Raw genomic sequence first — 18,066 nt, 5'->3', positions numbered from 1 at the left:
ATGGGTGTTCACTTAACCTCACTGCAACATCGAAGCGCTTCGACTGCGAATCGCGTCGCAGGTGTTGGATGTCCGGTTCAGCCAAGTCAGTTCCAGTCACGACACCGCAGCCGACGGCCCACCGCCGGGTGTTCAGGTGCGCCATGAAGGGTTGACGCAATGACGCCGAATGCCGCCTCCTCCGGACCGAGCCGGAGAAGCTTCCTCGCCTCCACGGCGGTCGCCACCGCAGCGGTGGCCGGGGGAATGCCGCTGCTCACCGCCTGCGGCGGTTCGAAGAGCGGGTCACCAGACGGAACCACGGGGGGCAAGGGCGCCGACAAGCTGCTCCCGACCTACGTCGCCAGCACGATCGCGACGCCCGACCTTCCGTCGAAGAACGGTTCGTCGGCCGGCTACCTCGCCAAGGTCGACCTCGCGGCCCTCGCCACCTCGGTCCCGGACAAGCTCGGCACCGGCGCTCCCCTCAAGATCATGTCCCCGCTCTGGGGAACCCCGCCGAAGGCCGGGTGCGCGTACTACGAGGCGGTCGACGCCGCGGCGGGCACCAAGGTCACCTGGCAGAATCAGGACGGCAACACCTACGGCGAGAAGCTCGGCGCCGTCCTCGCCTCCAGCTCCATACCCGACATGGTGGTCGTGGCCAACTGGCATCTGGTCGGCAAGATCGCGAACGCGGTCACCGCGAAGTTCATGGACCTCGGCCCCTACCTGGCGGGCGACAAGGTCAAGAAGTACCCGAACCTGGCCGCGATTCCGTCCGACGCCTGGCGCATGGGCATCTTCGGCGGCGCACTGCGCGGCATTCCGATGCCCGCCGCCCCCGCGAGCTTCATCGTGCCCTACTACCGCAAGGACCTCTTCGACCAGAAGGGCTGGTCCGTACCCAAGTCGGCCGACGAGTTCCTCAGCTGGGCCAAGGAAGCCACCAGTGCCAAGGCCAAAGTGTGGGCCTGCGGTGACATGAGCTGGGTCTCGGGAAGCATCTTCGGCGCCTGTCCCAAATGGAACATCGATGACGACGGCAAGCTGAGGTACGCCATCGAGCGGCCCGAATACCTCGAAGCCCTGGAGTGGACCCGCAAGCTGTTCGACGCCGGCGTGGTCCATCCCGACGACAGTGCCCGCTCCGGCGACGCGGGCCAGCGCTTCACCGCCGGACAGATCCTGGTCTTCAACGGCGACATGTCCGCCTGGTACCAGAAGACGGCCGAACAGGCCCAGGCCAACCCGGGCTTCCAGATCGAAGCCATGGACATCTTCGGCGCCGACGGCGGCAACCCGACGCTGTGGGCGTCCTCGCCCGCCACCATCTGGTCGCTGATCAGCAAGGACGCCTCGAAGGAGACCGTGGAGAACGCGCTGGCCGCCGCCAACTTCTCGGCCGCGCCCTACGGCACCAAGGAGCGGATGCTCGTCGACTACGGCGTCGAGGGCACCCACTACGCGGTCAAGGACGGTGTCCCCGTCAAGAACGACCAGGGCAACTCCGAGGTGATCAACGCCTGGCCGATGCTGGCGGCCCCGGCTGCCTACTACGCCCACCCCGACTTCCCCGACGTCGCCCGCAAGCAGGTCGAGTGGCAGCAGCGGATGGGCGCCTTCATGAAGAAGACGTCCACGTACGGCATGACCATCGTCGAGCCGACCCGCTACGCCAACCTCGCCAGCCAGCACGAGCAGCTGCAGATCGACTACGTGCGCGGAAACAAGAAGCTGTCCGACGTGCAAGCCGCCATCTCCACCTGGCGGTCCTCCGGCGGCGACGAGCTGCGCGACTGGTACAAGGAACTCCTCGACAAGAACGGCAGCGGCAACTGATGTCCGTCACGGCCGGGAGCAGGCCCGACAGGACTCGTCCCCCCGCCACCGTCGAGGAGCGGACGGTCACGGTCGCCACCACGGGGGCGAAGGTGCGGGCGTCGAGCAGGACGACCAAGGGCGGCAAGGTTCCGTTCCGGATCCGGCTGCGCCGTGACCGCACGCTCATCGTGATGACGGTGCCCGTCATCGCGCTGCTGTTGCTCTTCAACTACGTCCCGCTGCTCGGCAACGTCGTCGCCTTCCAGGATTACGACCCGTACGTCTCCAGCAACGGTGTCACGGCGATCTTCCACAGTCCCTGGGTCGGCTTCGAGCAGTTCGCGCGGGCGCTCGACGACCCGCTGTTCTGGAGCGCCACGAAGAACACCCTCCTCCTGTTCGCGCTCCAACTGGTGCTGTTCTTCCCGATCCCCATCGCCCTCGCGCTGCTCATCAACAGCGTGGTCCGGCCCCGGGTGCGGGCCGTGGCGCAGGCGATCATGTATCTGCCGCACTTCTTCTCGTGGGTCCTCGTGATCACCGTGTTCCAGCAGATCTTCGGCGGCGCGGGCATCATCGCGCAGACGCTGGAGGATCACGGGTGGAGCGGCTTCGACCTGATGACCAACGCGGACCTCTTCAAGTACCTGGTCACCGCGCAAGCCGTGTGGAAGGACGCCGGCTGGGGGATCATCGTCTTCCTCGCCGCCCTGTCCGCCGTCAGCACCGACCTGTACGAGGCCGCCGCCATGGACGGCGCGGGGCGCTGGCGGCGCATGTGGCACGTGACGCTGCCCGCACTGCGCCCGGTGATCGCGCTGCTGCTGGTCCTGCGCGTGGGTGACGCGCTGAGCGTCGGATTCGAGCAGTTCCTGCTCCAGCGGGACGCGGTCGGTGCGGGGGCCGCCGAGGTCCTCGACACCTACGTGTGGAGCGCCGGCATCAAGTACGGCGACTTCAGCTACGCGGCCGCGGTCGGCCTGGCCAAGGGACTCATCGGAATCTGTCTCGTCCTGGGTGCGAACAAGTTCGCGCACCTGCTGGGCGAGCAGGGGGTGTACAAGAAATGAGCCTCAACACGCAGCTCGTCCGCAGCCTCAAGGCTCCCGCCCGCCCGGTGTGGGAGGAGCCGCCGAGCAAGGCGGGACTCACCGCCAAGAGCGGCTTCCTCCTGCTCTGCTGCCTGGGGGTGCTCGGTCCGCTGTGGATCGTGATCGTCACCAGCCTCTCTCCCAAACCGGTGATCGACCAGGCCGGCGGCCTCGTCGTGATCCCCCGGGGCGTCACCTTCGTCAACTACACCGAACTGCTCAGCGGTGGCCAGGTCAGCCGGGCCATCATGGTCTCGGCCGGTGTCACGCTCTTCGGCACGCTGTTCTCGATGACGGTGTCGGTCCTGGCCGCCTACGGCCTGTCGCGGCCAGGGAGTCTGGGGCACCGGTTCTTCCTGATGACCATGATGGCGACCATGTTCTTCGGGGCCGGGCTCATTCCGACGTACCTCCTGGTGCAGTCGCTGGGCCTCACCGACAGCTATCTGTCGCTGGTCCTGCCGAGCGCGGTCAGTGTCTTCAACATCCTGGTCCTGCGGGCCTTCTTCATGGGGATCTCACCCGAACTCACCGAGTCGGCCCGCATCGACGGGGCCAGTGACCTGCGCATCCTGCTGACCATCACCATGCCGCTGTCCCGCGCGGTGCTGGCCGTCATCTCGCTGTTCTACGCGGTCGGGTACTGGAGCGCCTGGTTCAACGCGTCCATCTATCTCAGCGACCAGGGGATGATGCCGCTGCAGAACGTGCTCATCCAACTGGTCCAGAAGAACACCGAGGCGCCGACCGGCCTCCAGCAGGCCGTTCGTACTGGGGAATTGTCCGCGCTGGGACTGCAGATGGCCGTGATGGTCCTCGCGCTGATCCCCGTAGCGATCGCGTCCCCCTTCGTCCAGCGGCACTTCAAGAAGGGCATGCGCACCGGAGCCATCAAGGGCTGAAGCCCCTTGGTCCCTGATCCCCGCTCGACTTCCCCCTTCGTGAGGACCGAGGTATGTCATGAGCACGTTTCATCTCAGCAGACTCAGCAGACGCTCCGTTCTTGCCGGTTCCGCCGCCACCGCCGCGTTCGTCTCCCTGCCGACGGTTTCGGGCAGGGCGCAGGCCGCCGCTTCCCCTTTCGCTCCCACGGCCGTGGCGAAGAGCGGCTACCGGTGGCGCAACGCCGTCATGGGCGGCACCGGCTTCATCACCGGGGTCCTGTTCCACCCGTCGGTGCGAGGGCTCGCCTACGCCCGGACCGACATCGGGGGCGCCTACCGCTGGGACGACCGGACCGACCGCTGGATCCCGCTGACCGACCACCTCGGCTGGGACGACTGGAACCTCCTCGGCGTCGAGGCCATGGCCGTCGACCCCGCCCACCCGGGCCGTGTCTATCTCACCCTCGGCACCTACACCCAGTCCTGGGCCGGCAACGGGGCCGTGCTGCGCTCCGAGGACCGGGGGGCCACCTGGAAGCGCACCGACCTCACCGTGCGGTTCGGCGCCAACGAGGACGGGCGCGGATGCGGTGAACGGCTGCTGGTCGATCCACGGAGCGGCGACACCCTGTGGCTCGGCACCCGGCACGACGGGCTGCTCAAGTCGACCGACCGGGGCGCGACCTGGAAGCCCGTGAGCTTCCCGGCCACCCCGAGCGCCACCGGCCAGGGCGTCACCTTCCTCGTCGCCGCCAGCCGCAGCGTATACGCCGGTTGGGGCGACTGCGACGGCGCCGCCGACCACCCCAACCTGTACCGCACGTCCGACGGAAAGACCTGGGAGCCCGTCCCCGGACAGCCCACCGGCGCCGCTGCCAAGGTGCCGATCCGCGCCGCGTACGACCGCCACACCCGCGAGCTGTACGTGACGTACGCCAACGCTCCCGCCCCCAACGGGCAGTCCGACGGCAGCGTGCACAAGTTGCGTACGACGGACGGGAAATGGGCCGAGATCACCCCCGTGAAGCCCGGCGGGGCGACGAGCGACGGCGGGACCGACGCCTTCGGCTACGGCGGTGTCGCCGTCGACGCCCGCCGGCCCGGGACGCTCGTCGTGTCCACCAACAACCGCTGGGCCGAGATCGACACCGTCTTGCGTTCCACCGACGGCGGCCGCACCTGGAAGTCCCTGAAGGACGAGGCCGTCCTCGACGTCTCCGAGACCCCCTATCTCAAGTGGGGCCAGGCCACACCCAAGTTCGGCTGGTGGATCCAGGCCGTCGGCCTCGACCCGTTCGACTCCGAGCACATCGTCTACGGCACCGGCGCGACCCTGTACGGCACGCGCGACCTCAAGCGCTGGGCCCCGCAGGTCCGTGGTCTGGAGGAGGCGTCCGTGGTGGCGATCGTGTCACCTCCGACGGGAGAGGCCCATCTGATCAGCGGGTCGCGGGACATCGGCGTGCTCTACCACGAGCAGCTGACCGCCTCGCCGTCGCGCGGTTTGGCCACGCACCCCGTGTTCGGGTCCTCCATCGGACTCGCCCAGGCCGCGGCCAGGCCCTCGTACGTCGTGCGCACCGGCTCCGGCGATCAGGGCAACGGCGCCTGGTCGAACGACGGAGGAAAGACCTGGGCGCCCTTCGCGTCGCAGCCGGCCGTCGCCAAGGACGCGCCCGGGCCGATCGTCACCAACGCCGACGGCAGCGTGCTGCTGTGGTCCCTCGCGCACTGGGACGGCACGGTGTATCCGGCGCACCGCTCGGCGGACAACGGCGCCGCCTGGTCCGAGGTCACCTCTCTCCCGAAGGGCTCCGTCCTGGTCGCGGACCCCGTCGACCCGAGGTGCTTCTACGCCTTCGACACGAGTGCCGGCACGCTCTACGCCAGCACCGACAGCGGTCTGACCTTCACCGCCCGGGCCACCGGCCTGAGCTCCGGTGACGCGGGGTTCCAGCTGGCCGCCGCCCCGGGACGCTCCGGTGACCTGTGGCTCAGCGTCAAGGAGAACGGTCTGTTCCGCTCCACCGACGGCGGCGCCGGCTTCACCAAGGTCGGCAGCTGCCGGGCCTCGCACACCCTGGGCTTCGGCAAGGCAGCCGAGGGCGCCTCCTACCCGGCGATCAACATGGCCGGCGGGATCGCGGACTTCAACGCCATCTACCGCTCCGACGACGAGGCCGGGACCTGGACGCGGATCAACGACGACCAGCACCGGTGGGGCTGGACCGGCGCGGCCATCACCGGCGATCCGCGCGTCCACGGCCGGGTCTACCTCGCCACCAACGGGCGCGGCGTGCAGTACGGGGAGCCCGTCTGATGGCCGGCCTGAGTGACGCGACACGAGGCCGTCTGCTCTTCGGCGGCGACTACAACCCGGAGCAGTGGCCCGAGGAGATCTGGCACGAGGACGTCCGGCTAATGAAGGCGGCCGGGGTCAACTCGGTCACCCTCGGCGTCTTCTCCTGGTCGACACTGGAACCGCGCCCCGGGGCAAGGGAGTTCGGCCGTATGGACGCGCTGATGGACCTGATGCACGAGAACGGCATCGGCGTCGTCCTCGCCACCCCCACCTCCTCGCCCCCGCCCTGGATGGGCCGGCTGCACCCCGACACCCTGCCCGTCACCGAGGACGGCCGCACCGAGTGGTGGGGCGGCCGGCAGCACTTCTCGCACTCCAGCGCCACCTACCGGCGCTACGCCGCCGCCATCACCGAGGACCTCGCCGCCCGCTACGGCGGCCACCCGGCGCTGACTATGTGGCACATCAACAACGAGTACTGCACCTTCGACTACGGAGACGAGGCGGCGGCAGCCTTCCGCCGCTGGCTGCGCGAGAAGTACGGCACCCTCGACGCCCTCAACGAAGCCTGGGGCACCGCCTTCTGGAGCCAGGGCTACGACACCTGGGACGGCATCCTGCCGCCCCGCCTGCCCCACTACATGCGCAACCCCACCCAGGTGCTGGACTTCCGGCGCTTCACCTCCGACATGCTCCTGGAGTGTTACGTCGCCGAGCGGGACATCGTCCGCCGCCACACCCCGCACCTGCCGGTCACCAGCAACTTCATGCCGCTGTGGATCGGCCAGGACGCCTGGCGCTGGGCCGACGAGGAGGACGTCGTCTCCGTCGACATCTACCCGGATCCGCACGACCCGCTGGGTGCCCAGAGCGGCGCCCTCGTCCAGGACATGACCCGTTCCCAGGCGCGCGGGCCGTGGATGCTCATGGAGCAGGCCGCCGGGCCCGTCAACTGGCGGGGCGTGAACCACCCCAAGCCCAAGGGCCTCAACCGGCTCTGGTCCTTGCAGGCCGTGGCCCGGGGCGCCGACGCCGTCTGCTACTTCCAGTGGCGCCAATCCCGGCAGGGCGCGGAGAAGTTCCACTCCGGCATGGTCAGCCATGCCGGGGAGGAGGGCCGGACCTACCAGGAGGTCAAGCAGCTCGGCGCGGACCTGGAGCGGATCGCCTCCGGGGTGACCGGCCGGAACATCACCGCGGACATCGCGGTCCTGCACGACTGGCACTCCTGGTGGGCCGGCGCCCAGGACGGCCGCCTGTCCCACCAGGCGGAGTACCCGGACATCCTGCGCGCCTGGCACCGGGCCCTGTGGCAGGCGCACCTGACCACCGACTTCGCCCACCCCGAGCACGACCTGACGCCGTACTCGGTGGTCATCGTGCCGCAGCTGTACGCGCTCACCGACGCGGCGATCGACAACCTCCTCGCCCATGTCCGCCGGGGCGGCACCCTCGTCTGCGGCTTCCAGACCGGCGTCGCCGACGAGTACGACCGGGTCCGCGCCGGCGGCATGGATCCCCGGCTGCGCGAGCTGTTCGGCATCCGCACCCTGCACGAGTGGTGGCCGCTGGACGCGGGGGAGACCGTCACCTGCGAGGGCTTCGGGGCGTCCCTGTGGTCGGAGGAGCTGGAGGCCGACGGCACCGCAGATGAGACCGTGCCGTACAAGGGCGGTGAACTCGACGGACTGCCCGCCGTCCTGCGCAAGGACCGGGCCTGGTACGTCTCCACGCTCCCGGAGCCGGAGGCGCTGCGCGACCTGCTGGCCCGGATCGCCTCCGGCGCGGGCGTCCGGCCGGTGCTCGACGGCCTCCCCGAGCAGGTCGAGGCCGTCCACCGGGGCGAGGCGCTGTTCGTGCTCAACCACGGCCGCGAGCCGGTGACCGTCGAGGTGCCCGGCACCCACCACGACCTCCTGACGGGCACGGCCGTCACCGACCGGGTGACCCTCGGCCGCTACGGCGTGGCGGTGCTCCGGCCATGACCGCGGCCGACGGGCCGAGCCGGGCGCCCCGGCCGGGCGACGGCGGTTCCTGAGGGCCGGCCCGCACGGTCCGTGGCGAAATCAGAACTTCTTCCGGTGACGCGGACCCGATCGATCTCGTCACCGGAGAGGACCACGCCCTCAGCCAGGGGCGTGGTTGCACCCCCCCCCACGATTTTCCCCCCACCCATGGAAGGGACACCATGGTCAACAGCGCGATACGCAGGATCACCATGGCGGTACTGGCGCCGGCGATGGCTCTCGGTGCCACCGTCGGCCTGGCCTCCGCCCCCGCTTCGGCAGCGGTCTGGAACTCCTGCGACCAATGGGGCAGCACCAGCCTCGACGGCTACAAGCTCTACAACAACGTCTGGGGCTCCGGCACCGGCAGCCAGTGCGTCTGGGCCAACTCCGGGACCTCCTGGGGTGTCTGGGCCAACCACCCCAACACCGGCGGCATCAAGTCCTACCCCAACTCAACGAAAACGATCAACAAGACGATCGACTCCCTCGGCTGGCTCACCAGCAACTACAACGTCAGCGTCCCGTCGTCCGGCGCGTACAACACGTCGTACGACATCTGGGACACCGACCACCAGTACGAGATCATGCTCTGGGTCAACTACAACGGAGCCGTCGGGCCGATCGGCACGCGGCAGGCCAGCGTCACGCTCGGCGGCCACAGCTGGAACGTCTACAAGGGCACCAACGGGTCGAACCAGGTGTTCTCGTTCCTGCGGACGTCAGACTCCAACTCCGGCACCGTGGACGTCAAGCCGATCCTCCACTGGATCGCGCACACCAAGGGCTGGATGCCCGGCAACGAGACGATCGGCGACGTCCAGTTCGGCTATGAGATCACCTCGTCATCCGGCGGCCTCAACTTCACCACCAACAACCTGACCATCAGCGGAGGCTGATCCCGACCCCAAGGGCCGAGGTCGGTCCGCGTGCTTCCTCAGGCGCGGTCGATCTCGGCCCGTCCGGTTTCAGGAGGCGGCCGAAGGCGCCGGCCCCGTACTCGCTCGTACCGTCAACTCGGGTGCGATGAGCACGACTTCGTCGGTGCCGCGGCCGTCGAGCTTGGCGACCAGACGCTCCACCGCCTGCCGGCCCATCTCCTGCGCGGGGATGGAGACCGACGTCAGCCGCACCGAGGCCTGGACGGCCACCTGGTCCGGACACACCGCGACCACCGACACGTCCTCGGGCACGGCGCGGCCCTGTCGGCGCAGCAGGGTGAGCAGCGGCTCGACCGCCTGCTCGTTCTGCACGACGAACCCGGAGGTGCGCGGGCGCTCGTCGAGGATGCGGGCGAGGGTGACGGCCATCGCGTCGTAGCCGCCCCCGCACGGCCGGTGCAACACCCGGATGCCCAACTCCCTCGCCCGGGAACGGAGTCCGTCGAGGGTGCGCTCGGCGAAGCCGGTGTGCCGTTCGTAGACCGAGGGGGCCTCGCCGATGACGGCGATGTCGCGGTGGCCGAGCATCGCCAGATGCTCGACGCACAAGGCGCCGGTCGCCTTGAAGTCGAGGTCGACACAGGTCAGGCCCGAAGTGTCGGCGGGCAGTCCGATCAGCACGGACGGCTGGTCGGTGCCGCGCAGCAACGGCAGCCGCTCGTCGTCGAGTTCGACGTCCATCAGGATCATCGCATCGGCCAGCCCGCTGCCGGTGACGCGGCGGACGGCGTCGGGACCCTCCTCGCCGGTCAGCAGCAGCACGTCGTACCCGTACGTCCGGGCCGTCGTGGCGACCGCGATGGCGATCTCCATCATCACCGGCACGTACATGTCGGTGCGCAGCGGAACCATCAGCGCGATGATGTTCGACTTGCTGCTGGCCAGGGCCCGCGCGCCCGCGTTCGGGTGGTATCCCAGCTCACGGATGCTCTGCTCCACCCGCAGCCGGGTGGCCGTGGAGATGGACCGCTTGCCGCTGAGGACATAGCTCACCGTGCTCGCCGACACTCCGGCGTGCTGGGCGACCTCGGCGAGGGTTGCCATCCAGCTCTCCCAGGTTTGTGAAACGCTTCGACAGTGCACGCGCATCGTTTACGCGTGTCATGCACACCGACCCTAGCGTCAGCCTGGACGCGTGTCCATCGATATGTCGAAGCGCTTCGACGCGCGCATGGGGTTGCCCTGGCCGCCCGGGGGAGCGGGCGGCCAGGGCGAGGACGCCGCAGGTCAGGAGAGCGTGCCGGTGACCGAGCTTCCGGACTTGGTGACGTGGTAGGTGGCGGTGGCGCCGCTGTAGAAGTGGAAGACCAGCGTCGCCGGTTCCCCGTCGCGCAGCGCGCCCAGGAACTCGGGGGTCAGCACGATCGTGCCGTTCGCGTAGTCCGGCGAGAACGCCTTGTTGAACTCCTGGAACGGAGTCCAGTCGGTCGGGCCGGCGTTGGTGCCGTCGGCGTACGTGGCGTGCATGGTCGCCAGGTCGTTGCCCCGGTACTGGGTGGGGACGGAGAACGAGCCGGTGGTGCCGGCTGCGTCCGACACCGTCGGGGCGTCATTGGTGACGATGTCGATGTCCCAGGGCAGCCCACTGGTGAACCGGGCCTGGAGCGTCGCGTTGACGCCGTAGGCACGGTTGCCGACCAGGCTGGTCAGCGCCTTGGCGGTGAAGGTCAGCCGGCTACCGGAGACGGTGTAGTCCCGTCCGGCGACCAGCTTGGTGCTGCCCTGCCACACCCCTCGGAAGTAGGTGCCGTTGAGGTTCAGGGTGAGCGACTTGTCCGTGACCGGGCTGGACTTCGCCACGAAGACCTTGTCGAAGGAGGCCGTGCCCGAGCGGGTGGTCCAGCTCGACTTGATCACGGCGAACAGGGCCGGGTCGCGCCACTGGAGGGTGTCGCGGTTCAGGTAGGCGAACGGGTCCCACAGGGCGGTGGTGATGCCGTACTTGCGCGCCCCGTAGCCCACGTGCTCGAAGTACTTCAGCGCCTCACCGCGCTCGACGCGGGAGGGGTTGAAGTGGTTCGGGTAGTCGAGCAGACCGTACTCGCCGAGATAGAGCGGGATGCCCTTGGCGACGAAGGTGCGGTGCATGTTGGCGAAGGAATCCTCCAGGTGCTTCTGCGCGACGGCGTCGTACAGGGTGCCGCCCGCGACGTTCACGCTGAACGGGTACCAGCTGTAGAAGTGCACCTGCGCGATGAGCTGACGGTCCTTCAGCGAGGTGATCGTGGTGTACAGGTTGTCCAGGTGGACCTGGTCACCACTGCCGCCCGGCGTGGTCAGCGACAACATGCGGCTCGCGTTCGCGCCGCCCGAAGCGCGGACCACGGAATGGAACGAGGTCTGCAGCTCCTTCAGGAAGGAGACCTTCTGCGCGTCCGTGGCGTTGGCGAAGCTCGGCTCGTTGATGCCCTCGAAGACCAGAGTGCGCGGCGCGTCACGGAAGGTCGCGGAGATCTGGGACCAAGTGGAGTCGAACCGGGCCATCACGTTGTCGTGATCGCTCGTGATCTTCTCGACCCACATCCACGAGTCGTGGTGGACGTTGAGCACCACGTACAGGCCGTCGGCCAACGCCCAGTCGACGAGCTGCTTGACCCGGGCCATGTAGGCGGCGTCAACGGTGTACGGCGCGGTGGTGGACTGGTGGTCGGTCCAGGTCACCGGGATGCGGACGCTGCGGAACCCCTGTGCGGCGATGGTGTCGAACGTTGCCTTGGTGGTCTGCCCGTTGTCCCAGGAGGACTCGTTCGGGAAGGCGTCCAGGGTGTTGCCCAGGTTCCAGCTGGGCTGCATCTGCGCGACGGCGTCCATGGGGTTGTCCGGAACCCGGACCACCGGCCAGGACGGCTTGTCGTGGGCGTCCGGTGCGGCGAGCGCGGTGCCGCCGGTCAGCCCCAACACGACGACCAGCGTCAGCAGCAGGGCGGCCAGGCGGCCCGGGCCCCGGCTGCGGTGTTGCGCGGGGTGGCGTATGTCCTTCATGCGTCATGCCTTTCGGTCGGTCCAGCAGAGCGAGGGGCGCCTGGTTCAGCCGTCGAGGGGCTCGTAGTCGAACCAGTCGAAGTGGACGGTGCCTTCCGCGGCGTACATGCCGATGACGCGTCCGGTGAAGCCGCCGGCGACCTCGGTCGAGAGGTAGCGGCCGTCGAGGGTCGCGAGCTCGGTGAACGTGCCGTCGGCCTCTTCGACGCCGAGGGAGACGACGTCGGGTCCGGTGCACGGTCCGTGCGCGGACGACGACTGCGTGATCGTGACGGTGAGGACCACCGGCCCCGCGGGCACGGACCGTGCGGCCATGACCGTGCGCAGGGAGCCGACGCGCGCGATCACCCGTACCTCCGTGCCGGACACCTCGATCGCGTAGTGGTGCTGCTCGTCGAGCCGGACGGCAAGGCCGCCGCGCCCTTGTGACGGGTCGGTCAGGGTCCGTGCCCGGCACGCGAGGTGCTGCTGGCGCCGGCCGGTGAACACCACGTCGGGCTCGTCCAGGGAGCCGCCCCGCCCGCGGAGGGTCAGCCAGCCGGGGCGCTCCTTGGTGGTGCAGAGTTCGGCGGGCCGGTCGCGCACGGAGATCCAGGACGGTCGCAGTTCGGCGAGCTCGAAGTCGTCGCGCTGCTCCTCGACGGGGCCGGGGAAGAGCGGCCACGGGGGCTCGGGCAGGTCCATGGCGACCTCGCCGACGACCGGCCAGTCGTCCACCCAGGTCACGGGCGCCAGGAAGGTCTCCCGGCCGAGTACGTGCCAGCCCGGCGTACCGCCGCCCGGTCGGACGCCGAGCAGGATCAGCCACCAGGAGCCGTCGGGGCCTTGGACCAAGTCGGCGTGCCCGGTGTTCTGGACGGGGTGGTCGGTGCCGCGGTGGGTGAGGATCGGGTTGGCCGGGCACGGCTCGAACGGGCCGGCAGGCGTACGGCCGCGGGCGATGGACACGGCGTGACCGCGTTCGGTGCCGCCCTCGGCGATGAGCAGGTACCAGTAGGCGCCGATCCGGTACAGGTGCGGCGCCTCCGGGGCCCTGGCGCCGGGCCCGCCGGACCAGAGCCTGTGCGGTGTTCCGTACGTCTGCCCGGTGGACGGGTCGATGCGGACCTGCGAGACCCCGGCGACCGTGCACCAGCAGGTGCCGTCCTCGTCCCAGACCAGATCGGGATCGATGCCGGGGACACCCGGCGCCCAGATGGGGTCCGACCACGGCCCCGCGGGGTCGGTGGCCGTGACGATCAGGTTGCCGCCGCCCTCGCTGCAGTTGGTGACGATCAACCAGAAGCGGCCGTCGTGGTGGCGGATGGTGGGGGCGTAGATCCCGCCGGAGGACGCCATGGAGGTGGGCAGACGCAGTTGCTCCGGCCGGTCCAGGGCGTTGCCGATCTGCGTCCAGTGCACGAGGTCGCGGCTGTGGAAGAGGGGTATGCCGGGGAAGTACTCGAAGCTGGAGCAGGCCAGGTAGTAGTCGTCGCCGACGCGGCAGACGCTGGGGTCGGGGTGGAAGCCGGGGATCACGGGGTTGGTGAGTCGTCCGGCCGGCTGGGGCAGAGGGGGCACCCTATGGGTCCTCTCGTCGATTCGTGATGCGGGCGTGGGGGCGGTCCCTTCACGGTCCCTTCGAGATCACTGCCCGCGCAGAACCGCGCAGCCGCCGGGGGGCAGTTCGTGCGCGAGGGCGTCGGTGAGCAGGTCGTGGGCGGGTTCCGGCAAGGGCACGGCCTCGGAGGTGTGGTTGAGCAGGACCCGCCACTGGCGGCCGTCGGGTGCGTGCCGGGTGACGGCTTCGACGCCGGCCGGCAGGCCCGGCACGTCCGGCTCGACGCCGGCCTCCTTCAGCAGACGGCCGACCAGGGCGGCGTAGTCGGCGCCGTCCAGGCGGGTGGAGAGGTACCAGCCCTGTCCGGTGCCGAAGTGGTGCCGGGTGAGCGCGGGGCTGTCCGTGAGCATGCCGTGGTTGTAGGCGGCGAGCGTCTCCGCGCCCTCGGTGCGCAGGGACTCGCTCCAGACCGTGCCGTGCGACCCGTCCGACAGGGTGATGCGTTCATCCGTCCGCAGCGGCCGGTGCTCCTCTACGCGGATGCCCAGCGCCTCGCGCAGCGGGCCCGCGGGATAACCGCCCAGCCGGGCGTGCACGCGGTCGTCGACGAATCCGCTCGCGTGCTGGACGAGGAGCGTGCCACCGCCCTCGACGTAACGGCGCAGGTTCTCGGCGCCCTTGTCGGACATCAGGAACAAGGACGGGGCGATGACCAGCCGGTAGCCGCTCAGCTCGTGCTCCGGGTGAGCGAAGTCGACCGTGACGCCCGCGTCCCACAGCGCCCGGTGCGCCTCGGCGAGCGGCGCGTGGTAGTCGAGCCGGGCGGAGGGCAGGCCGTCCACCTCCAGGGCCCACATGGCGTCCGGGTCGTCCAGTACGGCGACCGGCGCGGTGACCGTGGATCCCGCCAGCTCGCCGAGCCGGGCGACCGCCTCGCCGGTCTGGGTGACCTCGCGGAAGATGCGGCTGTCGGGACCCGCGTGCGGCAGCATCGCCGAGTGCCACGTCTCGGCGCCGGCCCGGGACTGGCGCCACTGGAAGAAGAGGGCCCCCTCCGAACCGCGGGCGATGTGGCCCAGGCTGTGGCGCAGGATCTCGCCGGGCTCCTTGCCGAGCACCTGCTCACCGTCGTAGAGGGTGCTGGTGCCCTGCTCCATCAGCAGCCACGGGCGGCCGCCGGCCAGGGAGCGGGAGCGGTCGCCGTAGAAGGCGACGTGGGCGCAGGAGTCCAGGCCCGGCTCGGACGGATACTGGTCGGAGGTGACCACGTCGAGTTCGCGCGCGAAGGCCCACAGGTTGAGCCTCAGGTAGTAGGGCAGCATCAGGTTCGTCGTCACCGGGCGGTCGCTGTGCTCGCGGATCGCGTCGCGCTGTTCGCAGTACGCGGCGATGATCTCGTCGCCCCAGAAGCGGTGGAAGTCCACTGTCTGGCCGGGGTTCTTGTGGTAGTTCGTCGCGCGCGGCGGCAGCACCTGCTCCCAGGAGGTGTAGCGCTGGCTCCAAAAGGCCGTTCCCCAGGCTTCGTTGAGGGCGTCCAGCGAGCCGTGGCGGGCGCGCAGCCACACCCGGAACGCGGCGGCCGCGTGGTCGCACCAGCAGAGCGTGCCGTACTCGTTGTGTACGTGCCACAGCGCGAGGGCGGGGTGGTCGCCGTACCGCTCGGCGAGCGCGGAGGCGATCCGGCGGGCCGCGCTGCGGTAGGAGGGCGAGGCGAGGCAGTAGGTGTCGCGGCTGCCGTGGACGAGGCGGGTGCCGTCGGCCCGGACCGTCAGCGCATCGGGGTGGGCCAGGGTGAACCAGGGCGGGGGGGAAGCGGTCGGGGTGGCCAGGTCCACGGCCACGCCGTTCGCGTGCAGGCGGTCGATGTGGGCGTCGAGCCAGGCGAAGTCGTAGCGGCCCTCCTCCGGTTCGAGCAGGGCCCACGAGAAGACACCCACCGTGGCCATGTTGACCCTGGCCCGGCTCATGAGCTCGTCGTCCTCCTTCCAGACCGGCTCGTCCCACTGCTCGGGGTTGTAGTCCCCGCCGAAGGCCAGGCCGGCCAAGCGGTCGGTGATGCTGCGAGTCGTCATGACGGTTCCTCGGTTATGGAGAGTCAAGTGTGCCGGGGGGTTGTCGAAGCGCTTCGCTTCCAGATTCAAGCTAACGGACAACTTTCCTGTGAAACAAGGGTCTGGAACACAGGAGGGTTTCGTCTACTAGTCAATTGACGTACCGTCAGCACGAATGGTCGGTATCGAAGCGCTTCGACAACTATGCTTCGGATCCGGCTCCACCCTCGGCTTCCGAGGGGTGGGCAGGGGTCATCCGGCGGTGAGGGTGGTCCACTTCTGGTTGGAGCCGCCGTGGCAGTCCCACAGGTGGAGCTGCGTACCGTCGGCCGTGGAGAAGCCCGGATCGTCGAGGCAGCGGCCGGAGGCGGGGTTGCGGTAGCCGCCGTTGTAGGGCTGCCAGACCTGGTTGGAGCCGCCGTGGCAGGACCAGATCTGCACCTTGGTGCCGTTGGCGGTGCCCCCGCCGGCGGCGTCGAGGCATTTGCCCATGGAGCGCAGGGTGCCGTCGTTGTAGGCGGACCAGAGCTGGTTGACGCTGCCGCCGCAGCCCCAGATCTGGACAGCGGTCCCGTCGGCCGTGTTGGCGCCGCTGACATCCAGGCACTTGCCGGCGATGCCGGACTCCACGCGGGCGGCGGCGGGGGCGGGGTTCCTCAGCCACCCGGCGCTGTCCGCGGCCCGGATGCCGCGGTGGAAGGCGTCTGCCATCTTCCGGTAGCCCGCGTCGTTGGGATGCAGGGCGTCGGCCAGGTCGGCCGTGGTCAGGCTGCTCATGTCCACGTACGCGACGTGCTTGCCCGCGGCCTGTGCCTCGCTCACGATCTGCGGAATGGCCTGGTTGTACGCGGCCCTGTACTGCTCCTCCGAGCCGCTGGTGGAGACGACCAGGGAGGCCACGAGGACGGTCGCGTCGGGGACGGCGGCGGTGATCTGGTGGACCAGCGACTTCAGCCGGGCGGCGGCGGTGGAGGGCTGGTAGCTCCCGTTGAGGTCGTTGGTGCCGATCTCCAGCGTCACGACGTTGGGCCGGTAGCGGGTCAGCGGGGCGTCGGCCAGTGCGGCGATCTGGTCGATGCGATATCCGGAGTGGCCTTCGTTGTCGGGGTCGGACATCGGACCGCCCCGCAACGTGCCGACGAAGTCCACCGGATGGCCGTCCGCCGCGAGCTTGTCCCACAACGGGCCCCGGTAGCCATTGCCCGTACTGCTTCCCACACCCCAGGTGATCGAGTCGCCCAACGGCATGACCCGCACCGGCGTGGTCGAGGCGGCGACGGCAGGGGTCGCACCGGCCGCCGTCACCCCGAGCGTGGCAGCGGCGAGCGCGATCAGGGGGAGGTGCCAAAGCTTTCTCATACAAGTTTCCTCTTCTGCGAGTGATGCCGGCTGACCGCCAACCGACACCCCGCCGGGTGAGTTGCCCGCGGGGTGCGTGGTGGCTCGATGATGGTTCAGGCGGTCAGCAGGGGGAGTTGGTCTGGGTGAGCAGGCCCATCCGCCAGGGCAGGCGGATGTAGTCGCCTCCGGCTCGCGGGTCAATGCCCTGGTAGACGTACTGCAGTCGGCACGGATTGATGGTCAGGGTCTGGTCGTTGCCGTCGCGGACCATCTCGCCGTGACTGATGTCCTGCGTCCAGGCGCCGCCGGGGAAGGTGACGTTGTCGCGGCCGGCGAACGGTTCGTTCTCCGTGGCGGCCAGGGGGGTCCAGTCACCGGTGAGGCTGGTCGAGGTGAAGGAGCGGAAGTAGCGTCGGCCCGAGGTGTTGCCGATGGCCTCCTGGAGCAGCAGGTACTGGTTGCTGCCGGCGACCTTGTACACGTTGGTCGCCTCGAAGAGGTTGTTCTTCGTGTCCGACATCACCATCTGCGTGTTCCCGAAACCGTTCGGGAAGTTCGCCAGGCTGGCCTGGGCGCGGTAGATGTGCCCGTTGTCGTCACTGAAGAACAGGTGGCAGTCTGTGGTGTCGCAGATGACCCAGAAGTCGATCCAAGTGCCCTTGCCCTTGTTGTCCTTGACGATCTGCGGCTCCTCGGACATGAGGAGGCGAGGCGCGGACCACGAGCGCGGGTCGGCCGGGTTGGTGCTGGTGGAGTAGGTGGGCGGACCGGTCTGGTAGACCATGTACCAGAGGTTCTGCGGCGCGAAGTAGAACACCTGGGGCGCGGCCCGGTAGCCGCCCACGGGTGAGGTGTCGAGGTAGGCGTGCGGTGCGGAGGCGGCCTGGGACCAGTCGCCGAAGCTGAACTGCGCCAGACCCCAGCCGGAGGGGCCGGCGGTGGTCGCGAAGGTCAGCCACTGGTCGTTGTACCGCACGATCGAGAAGTCCTTGATCGCCGTCACGTCCGGGTGCTGGGCGTCGGGCTTCGGACCGGCCAGGACGCCGCTGGAGGACCATCGGAACGTCGACGGCAGTGCGCCGCTCTCGCTGCCGCTGTCGACTCGGACCAGTTGCCATTGCTGGT

The 18,066-nt window shown here is 69.4% G+C and carries 12 protein-coding genes; 6 read left to right on the top strand and 6 right to left on the bottom strand.

The features are described 5' to 3' along the window. Positions 1-159 precede the first annotated feature (159 nt). From J7E97_RS15725 to J7E97_RS15700, 6 genes are all read left to right on the top strand, one after another. Entirely contained in the window at positions 160-1,821 is a 1,662-nt protein-coding gene (locus J7E97_RS15725; RefSeq protein ID WP_215027472.1) for an extracellular solute-binding protein, read from the top strand. Further along, the gene (locus J7E97_RS15720; protein WP_215027470.1) at positions 1,821-2,873 is read left to right on the top strand and encodes a sugar ABC transporter permease; all 1,053 of its coding nucleotides are present in this window, start codon (positions 1,821-1,823) and stop codon (positions 2,871-2,873) included. The genes J7E97_RS15725 and J7E97_RS15720 overlap by 1 nt, the downstream gene beginning before the upstream one ends. Further along, a complete protein-coding gene (locus J7E97_RS15715) occupies positions 2,870-3,796 on the top strand; it encodes a carbohydrate ABC transporter permease (RefSeq protein WP_215027468.1) in 927 nt (308 codons plus the stop codon). The genes J7E97_RS15720 and J7E97_RS15715 overlap by 4 nt, the downstream gene beginning before the upstream one ends. A gap of 58 nt (positions 3,797-3,854) precedes the next feature. Continuing rightward, complete coding sequence (locus J7E97_RS15710; RefSeq protein WP_215027466.1) at positions 3,855-6,098, top strand: sialidase family protein; 2,244 nt, start codon at positions 3,855-3,857, stop codon at positions 6,096-6,098. Next, the gene (locus J7E97_RS15705) at positions 6,098-8,065 is read left to right on the top strand and encodes a beta-galactosidase (RefSeq protein WP_215027464.1); all 1,968 of its coding nucleotides are present in this window, start codon (positions 6,098-6,100) and stop codon (positions 8,063-8,065) included. The genes J7E97_RS15710 and J7E97_RS15705 overlap by 1 nt, the downstream gene beginning before the upstream one ends. A gap of 203 nt (positions 8,066-8,268) precedes the next feature. Next, positions 8,269-8,985, top strand: a complete 717-nt coding sequence (locus J7E97_RS15700; protein ID WP_215027462.1) for a hypothetical protein — start codon at positions 8,269-8,271, stop codon at positions 8,983-8,985. Between the two features lie 69 nt (positions 8,986-9,054). On the opposite strand, the gene J7E97_RS15695 is transcribed toward J7E97_RS15700, so the two are convergent. From J7E97_RS15695 to J7E97_RS15670, 6 genes are all read right to left on the bottom strand, one after another. Beyond that, positions 9,055-10,071, bottom strand: a complete 1,017-nt coding sequence (locus J7E97_RS15695; RefSeq protein WP_215027460.1) for a LacI family DNA-binding transcriptional regulator — start codon at positions 10,069-10,071, stop codon at positions 9,055-9,057. A 183-nt stretch (positions 10,072-10,254) separates the two neighbouring features. Beyond that, a complete protein-coding gene (locus tag J7E97_RS15690; protein WP_215027458.1) occupies positions 10,255-12,009 on the bottom strand; it encodes a cellulase family glycosylhydrolase in 1,755 nt (584 codons plus the stop codon). Between the two features lie 45 nt (positions 12,010-12,054). Beyond that, on the bottom strand, positions 12,055-13,569 hold the full coding sequence (locus J7E97_RS15685; protein WP_215027456.1) for a glycoside hydrolase family 43 protein: 1,515 nt from the start codon (positions 13,567-13,569) through the stop codon (positions 12,055-12,057). Between the two features lie 66 nt (positions 13,570-13,635). Next, entirely contained in the window at positions 13,636-15,621 is a 1,986-nt protein-coding gene (locus J7E97_RS15680) for a beta-galactosidase (protein ID WP_215027454.1), read from the bottom strand. Positions 15,622-15,852: 231 nt separating this feature from the next. Further along, positions 15,853-16,959, bottom strand: coding sequence for an SGNH/GDSL hydrolase family protein (locus tag J7E97_RS15675; protein ID WP_215027452.1), 1,107 nt, complete (start codon positions 16,957-16,959; stop codon positions 15,853-15,855). A gap of 103 nt (positions 16,960-17,062) precedes the next feature. Further along, positions 17,063-18,066, bottom strand: a 1,004-nt coding sequence (locus J7E97_RS15670; RefSeq protein ID WP_215027450.1) for a non-reducing end alpha-L-arabinofuranosidase family hydrolase, incomplete at its 5' end; no start/stop codon positions are given.

This window comes from Streptomyces sp. ISL-66, from assembly GCF_018614135.1.
In the GTDB taxonomy this organism is placed as follows: Bacteria; Actinomycetota; Actinomycetes; order Streptomycetales; family Streptomycetaceae; genus Streptomyces.
Note: the sequence above shows the minus strand (reverse complement) of the source record. Positions and strands in the feature narration are given on the sequence as shown.

Excerpts from the sequence above, each read along its gene's own strand:
- J7E97_RS15705 (WP_215027464.1), top strand. The coding sequence starts at position 6,098 with ATGGCCGGCCTGAGTGACGCGACACGAGGCCGTCTGCTCTTCGGCGGC.
- J7E97_RS15710 (WP_215027466.1), top strand. The coding sequence starts at position 3,855 with ATGAGCACGTTTCATCTCAGCAGACTCAGCAGACGCTCCGTTCTTGCC.
- J7E97_RS15675 (WP_215027452.1), bottom strand. The coding sequence starts at position 16,959 with ATGAGAAAGCTTTGGCACCTCCCCCTGATCGCGCTCGCCGCTGCCACG.
- J7E97_RS15720 (WP_215027470.1), top strand. The coding sequence starts at position 1,821 with ATGTCCGTCACGGCCGGGAGCAGGCCCGACAGGACTCGTCCCCCCGCC.
- J7E97_RS15695 (WP_215027460.1), bottom strand. The coding sequence starts at position 10,071 with ATGGCAACCCTCGCCGAGGTCGCCCAGCACGCCGGAGTGTCGGCGAGC.
- J7E97_RS15715 (WP_215027468.1), top strand. The coding sequence starts at position 2,870 with ATGAGCCTCAACACGCAGCTCGTCCGCAGCCTCAAGGCTCCCGCCCGC.
- J7E97_RS15700 (WP_215027462.1), top strand. The coding sequence starts at position 8,269 with ATGGTCAACAGCGCGATACGCAGGATCACCATGGCGGTACTGGCGCCG.
- J7E97_RS15725 (WP_215027472.1), top strand. The coding sequence starts at position 160 with ATGACGCCGAATGCCGCCTCCTCCGGACCGAGCCGGAGAAGCTTCCTC.
- J7E97_RS15690 (WP_215027458.1), bottom strand. The coding sequence starts at position 12,009 with ATGAAGGACATACGCCACCCCGCGCAACACCGCAGCCGGGGCCCGGGC.
- J7E97_RS15680 (WP_215027454.1), bottom strand. The coding sequence starts at position 15,621 with ATGACGACTCGCAGCATCACCGACCGCTTGGCCGGCCTGGCCTTCGGC.